This window comes from Ruegeria sp. H3 (assembly GCF_056533095.1).
Map to the genome: position 1 here is coordinate 64,971 of NZ_JBQFOD010000006.1, position 16,475 is coordinate 81,445.

Below are 16,475 nucleotides of genomic sequence, written 5' to 3' on the forward strand. Positions count from 1 at the left end.
GTGCACAACTTATACAAGATACCGCAGTTGAAGGGATTTTATGATGACCGAGGCCGACCGCGCCGCTCGCAAGAAATCAATTGTTGATAAGCTGATGTCGCTGGAAGCACAGGAGCTTGCCACGGCACAGGCGCACTATGACGCCTTTCTGAAAGATGCTCAGCTGGACGACCGCGAAGCGCATGACAAAGATGATATCGCGTCCTCGCGCGAGAATGCGGATTTGGCCGCCGCTTTTGACGCACCTGTCCATGCCCATCACGCCAAGATCGATGTGATCGAAAACACTGATTTTGGTTTGACCGATACGGTTCAGCCGGGGGCTGTCATCAAGTTCAACAATCGCCGTTTCGTTGTTTGCGTCTCAACAACCCGTTTCGATGTGGATGGAAAGACTTATATGGGTATTTCAACGCAAAGCCCCATTTACCTCGCCATGCTAGGGCTTCAAGCGGGTGATGTCTTCACGCATAACGGAGCTGAGTTCGAGGTGCAGGACGTCATGTAGCCCTGCGCTGTGGTATGATCTGCTGTCCGATCCCGGCAAAAACCAGATAGAGGCTGGTTATCACCAGGCCCCAATGCGCCCAGCTTTCGGGGTGGAAATCAACCCAGGCCGCCCAGCCAGCAAAGAAGGTCCAGGCAAAAGCCATGGGCAGGGTCAGGCTGCGCCAACGCTCGGTCCGTACAGGGTGAACGAATTTGAGCGGTAGGAACATCGCGATCGACAGCAGTGTGACAAGGACCAGGCTGACCCAGAAGTTGGGTTCAAGCGCGAAGATCACGATCACCACCATGTTCCAGCATCCCGGAAAACCCGAGAACGAATTGTCTTTTGTCTTCATTCGCGTATCGGCAAAATACATCGCGCTGGCAAAGGTGATCACGATGATCGCAAACCAGCCTGTCCATCCGTCCATCAGGCCCGACTTAAACAAGGCATAAGCCGGGATGAACACATAGGTCAGATAGTCGATGATCAGATCCAGCAGCACGCCATCAAACTCTGGCGCGTTCTTTTTAACATGGTAGTGCCGCGCCAGCGGGCCGTCGATCCCATCGACAATGAACGAAACCACCAGCCAAAGGTACATCAGGCTCCATTCACCTTCGACGGCGGCTAGCATGGCCAACATGGCAAAAACGGCGCCCGTCGCAGTGAAAAGATGGACGGCTAAGGCTTTGAATCTGAGTGTCATGCGAGTGTCATGTACGATGCGTGTCCAAGATGCAAACCAAAAGCCCAGTTGCGTGACCTACTGCCCAAGAAACCTGTTTCGTCAGTGTTAGGCCTTGGGATGAGCGCGATTGTAGACCTCCATCAAGCGCGCGGTATCAACGGCTGTATAGGCTTGGGTTGTCGAAAGCGATGCGTGCCCCAAGAGTTCCTGAATGGCCCGAAGATCGCCGCCGGCAGACAGCAGATGCGTGGCGAAGCTATGCCGCATGGCATGAGGTGTTGCCGTTGACGGCAGACCCAATTGCATCCGGGCTTTGGCCATCACCCCCTGAATCGCGCGCGGGTTCAACGCGCCACCGCGGACACCGCGGAACAGCGGTGCCTTCGACGATTGAGGATGCGGGCAGAGGCGGAGATACCGGTCAACAGCCTCACGCGCCGCAGGGATTACGGGGACGATGCGTTCTTTGCCACCCTTACCGATGATGCGTAAGGTTTGCGGCAATGGGGCATCTGACCCGGTCAGAGTAAGGGCTTCGGATATTCGCAGCCCACAGCCGTAAAGCAGGGTGACGACGGCCACATCCCGCGCAGAGACCCAATCCGATGTTGCTTGCAATTCGACCGTGTCGATCATGGCCCGGGCTGCGTCTTCGGCCAAGGGACGCGGCAGCTTCTTGGTGAACTTGGGCGCGCGGGTGGTCAGGACGGCCGTGGGTTCAAACCCTTCCCGTTCAGCTAGCCATCGGTAGAAACTTTTGACAGCCGAGAGTTTGCGCGCAAGCGACCGCGCACCAACCCCATCCGCGCGCAGTTGTGCCATCCAGGCTCGCATATCCGAGATCGAGATGCGCTCAAGTGCGGCAAGCCCCTGACGATCCCCTTGATGGAGTGTCATGAAGGACAGAAAATCAGTGACATCGCCGCGATAGGCGGACTGGGTGTTGTCTGATCGCCCAGCCAGCGCGCCAAGGCTTTCCAGCCAATGCTGCAAGGCATCCCTGCACGCCGGTGAAATCAGGCTCACGACAGCCAGTGGCGCATCGAGCGTTCGAATACGCCTGCGAAGAAGGCCAAAAGATCAGTGCCAAGCTGTGGCGTGAAATGGCGCGGATCGGTGGCGCCTATCACGATCATGCCTGGCAGGCGGCCTGCACCCAGATCCAGCTTGAGGCATGCCTCGGACCGCAGATGGTCGGCGTCGCTACCAAAGATGCGTGGGTTGGGTTGACGGATTTCGCGCAAGGTGACATCGCGCACTGTGCTTCCGCGATCCTGCGAGAGGTATCTGTTGACGTAACCGGGTTCAACGACCGTCAGAACACCGCCCAGCGTGTCGATCGCGGGGTCGTCTTGCAGGATGGCGGTTTCCAAAACCAGGGTGATCTGATCGACCCGCAGAATTTCGGGAACTTCATTGCCCAGGATGCGCAGAAAATCCTCGAACTCAACGGGTTCGAGAAGCCGCAGAATGGCGCGATGGATCTGATTGGTGCCAGCCAGGTTTTCATAGGCCGCCGCAATTACGGAACGATGCGTGTCTTCCAGCCGGTCCAACCGCGCTTCGAGCCGCTGCATGGCAATGCCACGCAAGTCGATCACGTTTTCACCGCGCGCTTGTTCATTGGCGCTGACCAATGCCTGCATCAGGTCTTTGTCATCCAGCAAGGCGTCTGGTTTGGCCAGAATCGCAGCGCGAAGGCTGTCTTCAAGTTTTGGGTTGCTGCTCATGTCCCGTCCGGTCGGTATTTTTTGTTTTGGCGGCTTATAACATGATGAACCGGTTTTGACTTGGGAAAAATACACCTTTTGGTGGAATAATTGGCCCGTGTGGCGAGCGCTCCCGCCTGTTTGGAGCTGATCAGAGATCAGCCCCGCACAGTTGGGCCGGGCGCGGTGCCTGTCGGCACCACGCGGTTGTGCAAAAGGATCAGAGGATTTGCTGACCGGTTTTGGCCCAATCGGCGAGGAAGGTTTCAAGACCTTTGTCTGTCAGAGGATGATCGGCCAGTTTCTTGATCACGGCTGGCGGTGCAGTGATCACATCGGCCCCGATACGCGCGCTGTCGGTCACGTGGTTCACGGTGCGGATCGACGCCGCGAGGATTTCGGTCTCGAACCCATAGTTGTCATAGACCTGACGAATGTCGGCGATCAGGTCCATTCCGTCGAGGTTGATATCGTCCAGACGACCGATGAAGGGCGAGATGAAGGTTGCGCCTGCTTTGGCTGCCAGAATTGCTTGATTGGTCGAGAAACACAGGGTCACGTTGACCATCTGGCCTTCGTCGCTGAGGGTTTTACAGGTTTTCAGGCCGGCCCATGTCAGCGGTACTTTGACCGCGATGTTCGGCGCGATCTTGGCCAGCTTGCGACCTTCGGCGATCATGTCGTCGGCTTCGGTTGCAACAACTTCGGCGGACACGGGGCCGTCGACCAGATCACAGATCTCTTTGGTGACTTCCAGAATGTCGCGGCCCGATTTCAGGATAAGCGAAGGGTTGGTGGTTACGCCGTCCACCATGCCCAGGTCGTTCAGTTCGGCAATGGCGTCGATCTCGGCGGTGTCTACGAAGAATTTCATGCGGGCAGTCCTTTGATGGGTTGGCCTTGGTCGCGGATGGCTTTACCTCAAAGAGACCCCTGCTGGAACCCCCTGCGTAGGATATGCTGTGAGCGCTAACGGATTTTTCGACGAAGGAGAGCTGGTTGCGGTGCTGACCACGCAGCCTCTGGACCGGACATTGGATTACAAGGCACCCGAAGGTGGCTGCTTTCTGGGTGCCTTTGTTGAGGTGCCTCTGGGTCCACGAATAGTGCTGGGCGTAGTTTGGGGACCGGGGCAGGGCGGGTTCGATCTGGCCAAGGCGCGGTCCGTGATCCGGGTGTTAGAGGTTGCACCCATGCGCGAAGAGATGCGGGTGTTTCTAGGGAAAGTGGCGGACTACACTCTGACACCGATGCCTGCGATGTTACGCTTGGCGACTCGCGCACCGGGGCTGGGTGATACGCCGTCGATGCGGAAGGTCTATCGCCTGGGTGTTGCCGAGCCGGATCGGATGACCGACGCTCGGGGCCGGGTGCTTGAGGTGTTGAAAGAATACGGCGGGCTGGCCTTCACGTTGAAAGAACTGGCCGAGCAGGCCGGGGTAACGACCTCTGTCGTCAAAGGGTTGGTCAAACTGGGCTCTGTTCGAGAAGAGGACAGCCCGCGTGACCTGCCCTATCCGCATCTGAACCCGGATTTGCCGAGCAAACAGCTTACGGACGACCAAGCCGCGGCGGTCGCCTCGTTGAAAGATGGTCAGCGCACAGGTGATTACGGCACTACTTTGCTGAAAGGCGTGACGGGTTCGGGCAAGACGGAGGTGTATCTGGAGGCCGTCGCAGAAACATTGCGCATGGGGCGGCAGGCTCTGGTGCTGCTGCCTGAGATTGCGCTGACCGCCGAATTCCTTACCCGCGTCGAGGCCCGGTTCGGCGCCCACCCTGCCGAATGGCATTCGGGTGCAACCATGACTGAACGACGCCGGGTCTGGCGCATGGTTGGTCAGGGTGATGCGCAACTGGTCGTGGGCGCGCGATCAGCTTTGTTTCTGCCCTTCCGCGATCTGGGGCTTGTTGTGGTCGATGAAGAGCACGACACATCCTATAAACAGGAAGACGGGGTGCACTATAGCGCCCGCGATATGGCGGTTTTGCGGTCCGCCATTTGCGGCGCGCGCGTGGTTTTGGCCAGCGCGACGCCCTCGCTAGAAAGCTGGGCAAATGCCGAGGCGGGCAAGTATGAAAGGTTGGACCTGACGTCCCGCTTTGGCGCGGCGATGCTGCCCGAAATGAGGTCAATTGATATGCGGGCCGAACCGCTGCAACCCAACAGCTGGATCTCACCGTCCTTGCGGCAGGCCGTGCAACAACGGATCGAGAATGGTGAACAGTCCCTGCTGTTCATAAACCGCCGCGGCTATGCGCCGGTCACCTTGTGCCGAGCTTGCGGCAGCCAAATTGCATGCGATCATTGCGATGCACGGATGGTGGAACATCGTTTTCTCAAACGCCTCATGTGCCATCAGTGTGGTGAGACCAAACCGATGCCCGACGTTTGTCCATGGTGCGGGGTCGAGGGCAAACTGGCGCCGGTGGGGCCGGGGATCGAACGGCTGGCGGAGGAGGCCGAAGCCACCTTTCCTGACGCCAACATCACCATGCTGAGTTCGGATCTTTTCGGATCGGCCCGGGCGTTGAAGGCAAAGATCGAGGAGATTGCCGCAGGGGAGGCGGATATCATCATCGGCACCCAACTGGTGGCCAAGGGGCATAACTTCCCCAAGCTGACATTGGTCGGTGTCATTGATGCAGACCTTAGCCTGCATGGGGCCGACCTGCGCGCCGCCGAGCGCACCTTTCAATTGATGCGACAGGTGGCGGGCCGAGCAGGGCGTGCGGATAAACCGGGTCAAGCCTTGTTGCAAACCTTTCAACCCGAACATCCGGTGATCCGGGCGATCTTGTCGGGGGACGAGGAAGGGTTCTGGAAAACCGAAGCCGCCGCGCGCCAAGCCGCAGGTGTACCGCCCTATGGGCGCATGGCGGGTATCGTCTTGTCCGGACCCGAGGTTGGTCCGGTGTTCGATATCGGCAATGCCATGGCCCGCAATGATGGGCCACTACGCGAGATCGGGGCGCAGGTCTATGGCCCGGCTCCGGCTCCAATAGCGCGTATTCGCGGACGTCACCGAGTGCGTCTGTTGGTTAAGGCCCCGAAAGGCGCTCCGATACAAGACGGTATCGTGCGCTGGATCGCGCCGCTGAGGCTGAAAGGTGATATTCGCCTGACGGTCGATATCGACCCGCAAAGTTTCTACTGATCTCTGCACCTGCGCAGACCCATTGTGCGCTCAGTGCTTTCCTCTCGCCAAACCTGATAAATGGGCGTAGAGGGACTCTCATGCTGAAACCCATGCCCCTTGCCGAGGCGCAAAGCCTGCCATTCTGGCGTCGCCCCATCACGCTTTTGTTTGTGATGGCGATGACGATGCCGATCGCGTTCAATGGCTGGAGTGCCTTGCTGAACAATTTCGTCATCGAAGTGGCCAATTTTGATGGCGCAGATATCGGTCTATTGCACACGGTACGCGAAATCCCGGGCTTTCTGGCGGTTGGCGTGATTGCGGTGATCATTTTCGTCCGCGAGCAAGTGCTGGCCATGATCTCGCTGATGATGCTGGGTGTGGCGACGGCGGTGACGGCATGGTTCCCCAGCCTAGGCGGGTTGCTATTCGTGACTTTGTTTAGCTCAATCGGCTTTCATTACTACGAAACTGTAAACCAGTCGCTTCAGCTGCAATGGTTGCCCAAGGATAGGGCCCCGCAGGTTCTGGGCTGGCTTGTGGCCATGGGGTCGGCTGCGACGGCGGTGGTCTATGGGCTGATCGTGTTGACATGGGATCGGTTCGATCTGTCCTACAACACCGTGTTTTGGGCCGCCGGGGGTGTAACCGCATTGTTGGCCCTGTTCTGCTTGCTTGCGTATCCGCAGTTCGACGCGCCGACTCCTCAGACCAAAAAGCTTATTCTGCGCAAACGGTACTGGTTGTATTATGCGCTGCAATTCATGGCTGGGGCTCGACGTCAGATCTTTGTCGTCTTTGCGGGCTTCATGATGGTCGAGAAGTTCGGGTTTGAGGTGCACGAACTGACTAGCCTCTACCTGATCAATCTCGTCATCAACATGGCCGCCGCACCGATGCTGGGCAAGGCGGTGGCCACGTTTGGCGAGCGCCGCACGTTGATCTTCGAGTATGCCGGTCTCGCGATTGTCTTTGCAGCCTATGGCGGCATCTATTGGTTTGGCTGGGGCGTTTTGCTGGCGGCGATCCTGTACGTGATCGACCATGTTCTGTTTGCTTTGGCGCTGGCTTTGAAAACCTATTTCCAAAAGATTGCGGACCCGGCGGATATCGCTCCAACAGCTGCAGTGGCCTTCACCATCAACCATATTGCGGCGGTGTTCCTGCCTGCGCTGCTGGGCCTGCTTTGGGTCGTGTCGCCCGGTGCCGTCTTTGGTCTGGCGGCTGCGATGGCGATGATCTCGCTGCTGCTATCGCTGCTCATCCCGCGCCATCCTGAGCCAGGGAACGAAACCATCCTGTCCAAATACGCCGCGGCCCCTGCTGAATGAGCGCCTATGCTTGACCTTGGCGGGCCTAAGCCATAGGCGCTGTCTCAACCAAGACAGGAGGTCCCCATGCCCACATTCACCGCGTTAACGACGCTGACAGGCAAAACTGCCGCCGAAGGTCTGGGTGAGGCGATGGAGCGTTTGGACCCGGAACCCACCGGTGTTGGTGTGTTTGAGGTCGAAGACGGTTCGGGCCTATGGGAAGTCGGGGGCTATTTTACCGAAGCACCCGATGAAACCGCCTTGGCGGTGCTGGCGGCTGCCTTTGAGGCCAAGCCCTTTGTTGTCTCGGAGCTTCCCGAAACCGATTGGGTCGCCCATGTGCGCCGTGAGTTGGCCCCGGTTGAAGCGGGCCGCTTCTTTGTCTACGGCAGCCACGATGCCGACAAACTGCCCGAGGATCGGATTCCCTTGCTTATCGAGGCCGCAATGGCGTTTGGCACAGGCCATCACGGCACCACGCTTGGGTGTTTGAAGGCGCTGGATCGTTTGCTGGATGACAGGTTCAGCGCGATGAAAGTTGCCGATATCGGATGTGGCACCGCCGTTCTGGCCATGGCCGCAGCACGTGTGTGGGATGGCGAGATTCTGGCCAGCGACATTGATCAGGTGGCGGTTGACGTGGCCGAGGCCAATCTGAAGGCCAATGGTATGGCCGGAGCCGTGCGCTGTGTCGAAGCGGCGGGGTTCGACCATCCTGAGCTCAAATCTGCCGCGCCGTATGACCTGATATTTGCAAATATCCTCAAGGGCCCGCTGGTGGCCTTATCACCGGAAATTGCCGCGAATCTCTGTACGGGGGGGTACGCAATTCTGTCGGGAATCCTCAATGAACAGGCTGATGATGTCGTGTCCGTTTATTCCCAGAATGGATTTAATCTGGCTGACAGAAGTGAGATTGGTGAATGGACGACGCTAATCTTAAGCAAACAGGGCCCAATTTAGACCATTTGCAGGAGTTTTGTGGATTTTTGCCACGGTTTTGTCGCATTCTCTACTTACCGTTTTTTGATCAACTCGATGGGGGGCGGTTTTGTGGAGGCTGCCATGACGACAAAACAACTGGAATTTAGTCAGCGCGTACATCGCCTGAACAAGAAGCATCACAAGATGAGCCGAGGCTATCGCGCGACGATGCGCAAGGATGGCTTGGTTGTTATGAAACCACAGCGTGTTCGATCAGCTGTTCCGGCTAAAGTGTTAGTCTTTTGCTTGCTTGGCTTTTTCGGATTCAAAGCGTTCCTGCTCTCCAGCCTCGGGCCGACAGGCTATCAGTTTCGGATCGATAGCCTGAATCAGGGCACATCGGTTGAACAGGCTGGTGCCTGGGTCATGCAGATCGATCCCTTGTCCGAAGCGCTGGCGGTTCAGTTGAACAAGGTTCTCTACTGATACAGCCCTGCTTTAGACGTCCAGAATAGAAAAACACCGCGCGCTGATCAGCACGCGGTGTTTTCTTTTTGCCCCATAGGGAGGAGAAGGGGCAGTTATGTTGTCGTCGTCTTAACGGCGGCCTTCGGCGATCATATCGATGTCGCCACGGCACAGGCCGATATCTTCCAGCTCGCGGTCCGTCAGGCCAGTCAGCGCTTTGCGTGTTGCGCGGGCGTCGTTCCATTCAGCAACGACATTGAATGCCGATGCAAAAAGCGCGCCGATACGGCCAACGAGGCCGAACGAGCCAGTGGTGGCGATGCGGGTGGTGTCCAGTGCAGCCATATCCTGTTTCCTTCTGGTTTGTGTTTCATATCGATCTTGCGATCTGCCGGGCATTTAGTGCTGCCAAATCGCCTGCACAAGATCATTTTTTGCATATTTCCTATGCAATAATTGCAAGCCTCATCTTCAACATGTTTAAGCCGTAATTCGCTTAAATTATTGGTTAATTCGCGTTCATAAACTGGTCGAAAACAGATTATTCGAAGTCGCAATCGACGCGTGGTGTCGTTGGCAGGACAAAGCTGTCGGTTTTTGTCCATGGACCAATTCGCTTGGAAAATGTTCACGCTTCGTGCTAGGCGTTGAAAAAAGATCACATAACCCGAGCAGGCCGAGGCACAACATGCGAATTTTGGGCATTGATCCGGGGTTGAGAACCTTGGGATGGGGCGTCATCGAATCGCATGGCAGCCGCCTGAGCCATGTTGCGAACGGGTTATGCAAATCAGATGGCGACGATCTGGGTGAGCGGCTGCTGTCGTTGCATAACCAGATTGTCGAAGTGATTGCCGAGCATCAGCCGGATCAGGCTGCCATCGAACAGACTTTTGTGAACAAGGACGGGGCAGGGACCCTTAAGCTGGGCCAAGCGCGGGGTGTGGCGCTGTTGACGTTGGCTCAGGCGGGTTTGCCGGTGGGGGAATACGCGCCCAACCGGGTCAAGAAGACCGTGGTTGGTGTTGGCCATGCCGAGAAGGAGCAGGTTCTGCACATGGTCAAACTGCAACTGCCCGGCTGTTCACCAAAAGGCGCAGATGCGGCGGATGCGCTGGCGATTGCGATTTGTCATGCGTATTACGGCAAGACGCAGCAATCGCGGTTGAAAGAGGTCGGGGCATGATCGGTAAGCTGACAGGGCGTTTGGACTATCGCGCAGCGGATCATGTCCTGATCGATGTGCGTGGGGTCGGTTACATTGTCTATTGCTCCGACCGGACCATGGCAGCCCTACCGGGGGTGGGTGAGGCGGTCTCGATCTACACCGATATGGTCGTGCGCGAGGACCTGATGCAGCTCTATGGGTTCCTATCTCTGGTCGAAAAGGAGTGGCACCGGTTGCTCTGCTCGGTTCAGGGCGTTGGGGCGAAGGTATCCTTGGCTATTCTGTCGGCGCTTGGTCCCGATGGGGTCAGCCGCGCGATTGCCCTGGGCGATTGGGCGGCAGTGAAAGCAGCCAAGGGCGTTGGACCGAAGACTGCGCAGCGAATTGTATTAGATCTCAAAGACAAGGCCCCGGGCGTCATGGCCATGGGCGGCACGGTAACCGAGGCGATGGATGGCCCCGCGCTTGAGGTGGTTGAACTGACTGAACCCGCCCCTGCGCCGAAACGCGTGGCGAAACCGGCCTCGGGGTCAGCAGCGGCATCTGCGGGCGCGCTGTCTGCGCTGTCAAATCTGGGCTATGGCCCGTCCGAGTCCGCCTCGGCCGTGGCCGAAGCGGCGGCGAGCCTGCCGGAGCCGAGTGAGGCTGAATTGATCCGCGCAGCACTGAAATTGCTGGCACCAAAGGGCTGAGTGAATGGTAGACGCTGATCCCACCCTGCGCCCCGACCCTCTGCCCGAGGATAATGACCGCGCATTGCGCCCGCAGGGTTTGGACGAGTTCATCGGGCAAGCCGAGGCACGCGCTAACCTGCGCATCTTCATCCAATCGGCCAAGCAGCGGGGTGAGGCGATGGATCATACGTTGTTCCATGGCCCTCCGGGCTTAGGGAAAACCACGCTGGCTCAGATCATGGCGCGTGAGTTGGGCGTAAACTTTCGCATGACATCCGGCCCGGTTCTGGCCAAAGCAGGTGACCTGGCGGCGATCCTGACCAATCTGGAATCGCGCGATGTGCTGTTCATCGACGAGATACACCGTCTGAACCCGGCGGTTGAAGAAGTGCTCTATCCCGCGATGGAGGATTTTGAGCTGGATCTGGTCATTGGCGAAGGCCCCGCTGCGCGGACGGTTCGGATCGAGTTGCAGCCGTTCACGCTTGTCGGGGCGACTACACGGATGGGTTTGCTGACGACACCGCTTAGGGACCGGTTCGGCATTCCGACACGCTTGCAGTTTTATACGGTGGATGAATTGCACGAGATCGTCACCCGCAACGCCCGCAAACTGGGCGCTCCGGCGGATGAGGACGGCGCACGTGAGATTGCACGCCGGTCACGCGGGACACCCCGGATCGCTGGGCGGTTACTGCGCCGGGTGGTCGATTTTGCCATCGTCGAAGGCGATGGCCGGATCACGCGGGAATTGGCCGATGGAGCGTTGACGCGTTTGGGGGTCGATAATCTGGGGCTGGATGGGGCCGACCGGCGGTATCTGAAGCTAATCGCCGAGAACTATGCGGGTGGTCCGGTCGGTATCGAAACGCTCTCGGCTGCGCTGTCAGAGAGCCGGGATTCGCTCGAAGAGGTGATCGAGCCCTATCTGTTGCAGCAAGGTTTGATCCAACGCACCCCGCGTGGGCGGATGTTGGCGCAAAAAGCGTGGACACATCTGGGAATTGCCCCGCCTCGCGGCCAGAGCGATCTGTTTTGTTGAAGCGACGCACTTAAGATTTTATGCCTCTCAGTGAGAGTATTTTCAGAAAGACAAAAGGGCTGAGCGTGACTCCGGACGAGATCGAAGCGCTGTTTACCCGTGAAAGCGGCGAGTTTCTGTTTGCGCGTTGGGGGCGACCCATCGTGCCCATCGTGTTTGGGGTTGAGGATGAAACCCTGTCCACCGTCAAAGGCGCGTTTGAGGCGGTTGTGACATTGGCCGGTCACAAGATGGCTGAAACTGACCCAGAACTGGGTGCCAATTGCATGGTATTCTTTTTCCGCGACTGGCAGGAACTGCTTGAGGTGCCGGATCTGGATCGTCTGATCCCCGGCCTCGGGCCATTGGTCGACCGGTTGTTGGCCGCTGAGGCCAATCAATACCGGATATTCCGGTTCGAAGAGGATGGCGCGATCCGCGCCGCGTTTGTTTTCCTTCGCATGGATAAGGAATTGTCCAAGGTGCCTGCGGAAACCCTTGCGCTTAGTCAGGTGGTGCAGACGATCCTGTTGTGGTCGGATACCGCGTTTCGGGCGCAATCGCCGCTGGCAATTACGGCAGGGGCCACGATCCTGCGGCCGGATATTGCTGCACTGATCCGCGCCGCGTATGATCCGATTTTGCCGGGGTCGGCGCAGGATGCCTCGCATGCTTTACGTCTGTTTGCCCGGTTGGAGACATTGCAATGAAACACACCTACCCGGTTCGCGTGTATTATGAAGACACCGATATGGGCGGCGTCGTCTATCACGCAAATTACCTGCGATATATCGAGCGCGCCCGCTCCGATTGGGTGCGAAAACTGGGCAATGACCAGAATGCGATGCGGGAACAGGGCATTGTTTGGGTCGTACGGCGCGTCGAGGCGGACTATCTGGCCGCAGCGCGGTTCGAGGATGAGCTGGTTGTGGAAACCGAGATGGTTTCGCTCTCTGGCGCACGGCTGACCATGTCGCAGCTGGTGAAACGGGGTGAGACCGAGATTTTCCGGGCTGAGGTTACCGCGGTGTGCATGAATGCGCAGGGCAAGCCCGTGCGCCTTCCGGCAGAGATTCGCGCATTGATGTAACAATTTGTGGACCTGGGGTGGTTCTGTTGGCTTTTCAGCCCCAACTGCGATAGCGTTTGGCAAAACAAGGCCAAATCAACGGCCATTCAGGCAAAAACAAAGAGCAGGTTCATGGAAGCTGAAACGCTGGCGCTGGCGCAGGAGATCGATTTCTCCATGTGGGGGCTGTATGCCCGCGCGACCTTTATCGTCAAACTGGTGATGTTGATGCTGATCGCGGCATCGATCTGGTCCTGGGGCATTATCATCCAAAAACTCATCAACTATCGCGCGGCTCGGCGCGAAGCGCAGGTGTTTGATGAACATTTCTGGTCTGGCAACCCGTTGGATGAGCTGTTCGAGCAGATCGGCTCGCAGCCTGACGGCAGTTCCGAGAAGATATTCGCCGCCGGAATGATCGAATGGCGCAGATCGCATCGCACCGATGGCGGGTTGATCGCAGGCGCAACGGCCCGGATTGATCGATCGATGGATGTCGCCATCGCAAAGGAGGCGGAGACCTTGCAGAAAGGGCTGCCTATTCTGGCGACCGTCGGCTCGACCGCGCCGTTCATAGGTCTGTTCGGTACGGTCTGGGGCATCATGAACGCCTTTATCGAGATTGCCGAGCAGCAGAACACCAACCTTGCCGTTGTCGCTCCCGGCATTGCCGAGGCGTTGTTGGCGACCGGTCTAGGCCTGTTGGCCGCGATCCCGGCGGTGATTTTTTACAACAAGCTCAGTGCCGATAGCGATCGGATCGTTGGCGGTTACGAGGCCTTTGCAGATGAATTCGCCACTATCCTGTCGCGTCAGTTGGACGGCTGAGCGATGGGCGCGGCGGTTCAGCAGAACTCTGGCAGCAATGGGCGCAGACGCGGACGGCGGCGTGGTCGCGCGCAACCAATGGCCGAGATCAACGTGACGCCTTTTGTCGATGTCATGCTGGTGCTGCTGATCATCTTCATGGTGGCAGCGCCTCTGCTGACCGTCGGGGTGCCTGTCGATCTGCCCAAGACTGCCGCAAGTGCTTTGCCCGGCGATAGTGAAGAACCGCTGACCGTCACGCTGACTGCTGATGGCCGTATTCAAATTCAGACCACCGATATTCAGCGCGAGGAATTGATCGGAAGGCTACGTGCCATTGCAGCCGAGCGCAGCAGCGATCGGGTCTTTCTGCGCGCTGACGGAGCAATCCCCTATGCACAGGTGATGCAGGTCATGGGCGCGTTGAATGCGGGCGGGTTTTCGAATGTGGGTCTTGTGACGGATACCGGCGGGCCGACGCTGGACGATGGGTAAAGGTGGGGTCGCGCGGTGGATACCGGCACCAAAATCTCGGCGATTGCGCATGTCGGGCTAATCAGCTTGGCGCTGTTCGGCGGCACCTTCCGGTCCGAACCTTTGCCGATGGCTGTGCAGGATGTGTCCGTGATTTCGGCTGAGGACTTTGTAGCGATGACCGCGCAGACCAACGCGCCCGAAGTGCCGACCTCACCGGGTATATTGGAGCAGCCGCCAGAGCCCGAGACCGAAGCCAACGCGCCCGAGGCGACACCGGAAGAACAACCGCGCCCCGAGCCCGTAACGCCATCTGAGCCCGAGCCCGAGGTTCAACCAGAAACGGTTGAAGTTCCGCCAGAACCGGAACTGCCAGAAGAGCCCCCGACACTGAAGGAACCGGAAACGACCGCCTTGGTTGCGCCTCCGGGCCCCGAGGCGCAGCCCAGCCCGTCTGAGCGGATCGCACCCGAACCCGTCGCGCCACCACCGCCCGAGGCGAAGCCGGATGAGGTGGAAACGCCCCCCGTTTCTTTGGACGAAGGTGCCGAAACCCAGCAGGAACAACAGAATCAAACCGCCCCGGAAGAGGCTGCGCCTGAGATTGTGACTGAGGCTGAGGAGAGCGATGAGCAAGCGCCTCTGACGTCGCCACGTCCACGTGTACGACCCAATCGTCCAGCCCCTGCGCCTGAACCAGAGGTGGCGGAAACTCCGGAACCGACCCCTGAGGCGCCAGCGCAGAACAATGATGATGCCATCAACGACGCGCTGGCCGAGGCTTTGTCAGAACCCGCCGCACCATCCGGCCCGCCGCTGACCAGCGGTGAAAAGGATGCGATGCGTGTGGCGGTATCGCAATGCTGGAATGTCGGCTCGTTGTCGACGGATGCGTTGAACGTCGTTGTTGTGGTTGGGTTTTCACTCAATCGTGATGGAACGGTTGTAGGCGGAAGTGTTCGCTTGCTGGACAGCTCTGGCGGGTCGGCGGGGGCTGAAAATCAGGCTTATCAGGCCGCAAGGCGGGCAATTTTGCGCTGTGGTGCGCGTGGATACGATCTGCCTGCTGACAAATACGATCAGTGGCAGGATATTGAGATTACCTTCAATCCCGAGAGGATGCGGATCAAATGATGAAACTTCTGACCAGCCTCGTCCTTGGTCTGACCGTGATGTCGGCCCCGGTTTACGCACAGAGCGGCCCCCTGCGTCTGGAGATCGACGAAGGGATCATCGAGCCGATGCCCTTTGCGGTTCCGAATTTTGTGCCTGATGGGCCATCCGCGACGCAATACGCCGCCGATCTTTCCCGCGTCGTCGCGGCGGACCTGACTGGAACGGGGCTGTTCCGCGAAATCTCCTCGGACGCATTCATCAGCCGCGTCAGCAGCTTTGATGCACCGGTGCAGTTTGCCGATTGGAAAGCGATCAATGCGCAGGCACTGATAACCGGGGCGGTCAATGTCTCGGGTAAGCGGCTGACGGTACGGTTCCGGGTCTGGGATGTGTTCTCAGGTCAAGAACTGGGCAACGGGCTGCAGCTGGCCGGAACCACCGATGGGTGGCGGCGCATGGCGCATAAGGTTGCGGATCAGGTCTATAGCCGGATTACGGGCGAAGGTGGATATTTCGACAGTCGCGTGGCGTTTGTCTCGGAAAGCGGCCCTAAAAACCAGCGTCTGAAACGTCTGGCGATCATGGATTATGATGGGGCAAATGTTCAGTACCTGACCGACAGTTCCGCGATCGTTTTGGCCCCGCGCTTTTCGCCCACCGGGGATCGGTTGCTTTACACCAGCTATGAAACAGGCAGCCCGCGTATCTACGTGCTGGATGTGGGAAACGTAAGGCGTCAGGAGTTGAATACCCAGGGTGGCACCATGAGTTTCTCGCCCCGCTTCTCACCGGATGGAAGGTCAATTGTATATTCGCTGATCCAGGGCGGTAACACCGACCTTTGGAAGATGGATCTGGCCTCGGGACAAAGTACGCGCCTGACTAATACGCCCGCGATTGAAACAGCGCCCAGCTATTCGCCAGACGGAAGCCAGATCGTGTTTGAAAGCGACCGTTCGGGTACGCCACAGCTGTATGTCATGCCCGCTAACGGAGGCGAGGCAACGCGGATCAGCTTTGGTCAGGGCCGCTATGGCACGCCCGTCTGGTCGCCGCGCGGAGATTTGATCGCGTTCACCAAGCAAAACAAAGGCCGGTTCCATATCGGTGTGATGCGCACCAACGGGGACGAAGAACGCCTGCTCACATCGTCCTTCCTGGACGAAGGGCCAACATGGTCCCCGAACGGGAGGGTTATCATGTTCACCCGGGAGACACAGGGTGCAAGCGGTCGGGCGACGCTCTACTCAGTGGATATTTCGGGGCGGAACCTGCGTCCAGTGCGAACACCGGACGGTGGCAGCGACCCGTCATGGGGTCCTTTACAGAATTGATCGCTGCAGATGTGCGGGAACGTTCACAAGAAACCGCCCCTGTGGTAGACAGGCGGCAACGAACAAAACAACGAGGC

General features: G+C 58.4%; 19 protein-coding genes. 14 read left to right on the forward strand and 5 right to left on the reverse strand.

Annotated elements, in window-relative coordinates:
- Window positions 1–43: 43 nt before the first annotated feature.
- Window positions 44–508: a hypothetical protein gene (locus tag ACR0JE_RS09030; RefSeq protein ID WP_480863943.1), complete on the forward strand. Its 465-nt coding sequence runs from the start codon at window positions 44–46 to the stop codon at window positions 506–508.
- Here the strand turns inward: ACR0JE_RS09030 and ACR0JE_RS09035 are convergent.
- From ACR0JE_RS09035 to fsa, 4 genes are all read right to left on the reverse strand, one after another.
- Window positions 501–1,199 carry a CDP-alcohol phosphatidyltransferase family protein gene (locus ACR0JE_RS09035; RefSeq protein WP_170531073.1) on the reverse strand — a complete coding sequence of 233 codons (699 nt, stop codon included), beginning with the start codon at window positions 1,197–1,199 and terminating at the stop codon, window positions 501–503. The two genes, ACR0JE_RS09030 and ACR0JE_RS09035, sit on opposite strands and share 8 nt — an antisense overlap.
- An 87-nt stretch (window positions 1,200–1,286) precedes the next feature.
- Entirely contained in the window at window positions 1,287–2,207 is a 921-nt protein-coding gene (locus tag ACR0JE_RS09040; protein WP_480863944.1) for a tyrosine recombinase XerC, read from the reverse strand.
- On the reverse strand, window positions 2,204–2,911 hold the full coding sequence (locus ACR0JE_RS09045) for a DUF484 family protein (RefSeq protein ID WP_480546408.1): 708 nt from the start codon (window positions 2,909–2,911) through the stop codon (window positions 2,204–2,206). Before ACR0JE_RS09045 ends, ACR0JE_RS09040 begins: the two co-directional genes overlap by 4 nt.
- A 199-nt stretch (window positions 2,912–3,110) precedes the next feature.
- Window positions 3,111–3,764, reverse strand: a complete 654-nt coding sequence (fsa, locus tag ACR0JE_RS09050; RefSeq protein WP_353012436.1) for a fructose-6-phosphate aldolase — start codon at window positions 3,762–3,764, stop codon at window positions 3,111–3,113.
- A gap of 88 nt (window positions 3,765–3,852) precedes the next feature.
- Here fsa and ACR0JE_RS09055 point away from each other — a divergent pair, with 88 nt between their 5' ends.
- The 4 genes from ACR0JE_RS09055 (at window position 3,853) to ACR0JE_RS09070 (ending at window position 8,753) form a co-directional block, all read left to right on the forward strand.
- Window positions 3,853–6,048 (forward strand): primosomal protein N', encoded by a 2,196-nt coding sequence (locus tag ACR0JE_RS09055; RefSeq protein WP_480863945.1) that lies wholly within the window; start codon window positions 3,853–3,855, stop codon window positions 6,046–6,048.
- An 80-nt stretch (window positions 6,049–6,128) separates the two neighbouring features.
- Window positions 6,129–7,361 (forward strand): MFS transporter, encoded by a 1,233-nt coding sequence (locus ACR0JE_RS09060; RefSeq protein WP_480863946.1) that lies wholly within the window; start codon window positions 6,129–6,131, stop codon window positions 7,359–7,361.
- 66 nt (window positions 7,362–7,427) lie between these two features.
- Window positions 7,428–8,306, forward strand: a complete 879-nt coding sequence (locus ACR0JE_RS09065) for a 50S ribosomal protein L11 methyltransferase (protein WP_480863947.1) — start codon at window positions 7,428–7,430, stop codon at window positions 8,304–8,306.
- 102 nt (window positions 8,307–8,408) lie between these two features.
- Entirely contained in the window at window positions 8,409–8,753 is a 345-nt protein-coding gene (locus ACR0JE_RS09070) for a hypothetical protein (RefSeq protein WP_170531059.1), read from the forward strand.
- A gap of 111 nt (window positions 8,754–8,864) precedes the next feature.
- Here the strand turns inward: ACR0JE_RS09070 and ACR0JE_RS09075 are convergent, their stop codons facing one another.
- Window positions 8,865–9,080, reverse strand: coding sequence for a DUF1127 domain-containing protein (locus tag ACR0JE_RS09075; RefSeq protein WP_480542002.1), 216 nt, complete (start codon window positions 9,078–9,080; stop codon window positions 8,865–8,867).
- Between the two features lie 343 nt (window positions 9,081–9,423).
- Between ACR0JE_RS09075 and ruvC the strand changes: the two genes are divergently transcribed.
- From ruvC to tolB, 9 genes are all read left to right on the forward strand, one after another.
- Window positions 9,424–9,921 (forward strand): crossover junction endodeoxyribonuclease RuvC, encoded by a 498-nt coding sequence (ruvC, locus tag ACR0JE_RS09080; protein ID WP_353012451.1) that lies wholly within the window; start codon window positions 9,424–9,426, stop codon window positions 9,919–9,921.
- Window positions 9,918–10,595: a Holliday junction branch migration protein RuvA gene (ruvA, locus tag ACR0JE_RS09085; RefSeq protein WP_480863948.1), complete on the forward strand. Its 678-nt coding sequence runs from the start codon at window positions 9,918–9,920 to the stop codon at window positions 10,593–10,595. The genes ruvC and ruvA overlap by 4 nt, the downstream gene beginning before the upstream one ends.
- Window positions 10,596–10,599: 4 nt before the next feature.
- Entirely contained in the window at window positions 10,600–11,619 is a 1,020-nt protein-coding gene (ruvB, locus tag ACR0JE_RS09090) for a Holliday junction branch migration DNA helicase RuvB (RefSeq protein WP_480542008.1), read from the forward strand.
- Window positions 11,620–11,684: 65 nt separating this feature from the next.
- Window positions 11,685–12,308 (forward strand): hypothetical protein, encoded by a 624-nt coding sequence (locus ACR0JE_RS09095; RefSeq protein ID WP_480542010.1) that lies wholly within the window; start codon window positions 11,685–11,687, stop codon window positions 12,306–12,308.
- Window positions 12,305–12,688, forward strand: coding sequence for a tol-pal system-associated acyl-CoA thioesterase (gene ybgC / locus ACR0JE_RS09100; RefSeq protein ID WP_170531048.1), 384 nt, complete (start codon window positions 12,305–12,307; stop codon window positions 12,686–12,688). The genes ACR0JE_RS09095 and ybgC overlap by 4 nt, the downstream gene beginning before the upstream one ends.
- A 111-nt stretch (window positions 12,689–12,799) precedes the next feature.
- Window positions 12,800–13,495 (forward strand): protein TolQ, encoded by a 696-nt coding sequence (gene tolQ, locus ACR0JE_RS09105; RefSeq protein WP_353012465.1) that lies wholly within the window; start codon window positions 12,800–12,802, stop codon window positions 13,493–13,495.
- Window positions 13,496–13,498: 3 nt separating this feature from the next.
- Window positions 13,499–13,969 carry a protein TolR gene (gene tolR, locus ACR0JE_RS09110; protein ID WP_170531045.1) on the forward strand — a complete coding sequence of 157 codons (471 nt, stop codon included), beginning with the start codon at window positions 13,499–13,501 and terminating at the stop codon, window positions 13,967–13,969.
- Between the two features lie 15 nt (window positions 13,970–13,984).
- Window positions 13,985–15,082, forward strand: a complete 1,098-nt coding sequence (locus ACR0JE_RS09115; RefSeq protein ID WP_480863949.1) for an energy transducer TonB — start codon at window positions 13,985–13,987, stop codon at window positions 15,080–15,082.
- Window positions 15,079–16,398, forward strand: coding sequence for a Tol-Pal system beta propeller repeat protein TolB (gene tolB / locus ACR0JE_RS09120; protein WP_480863950.1), 1,320 nt, complete (start codon window positions 15,079–15,081; stop codon window positions 16,396–16,398). Before ACR0JE_RS09115 ends, tolB begins: the two co-directional genes overlap by 4 nt.
- Window positions 16,399–16,475 lie beyond the last annotated feature (77 nt).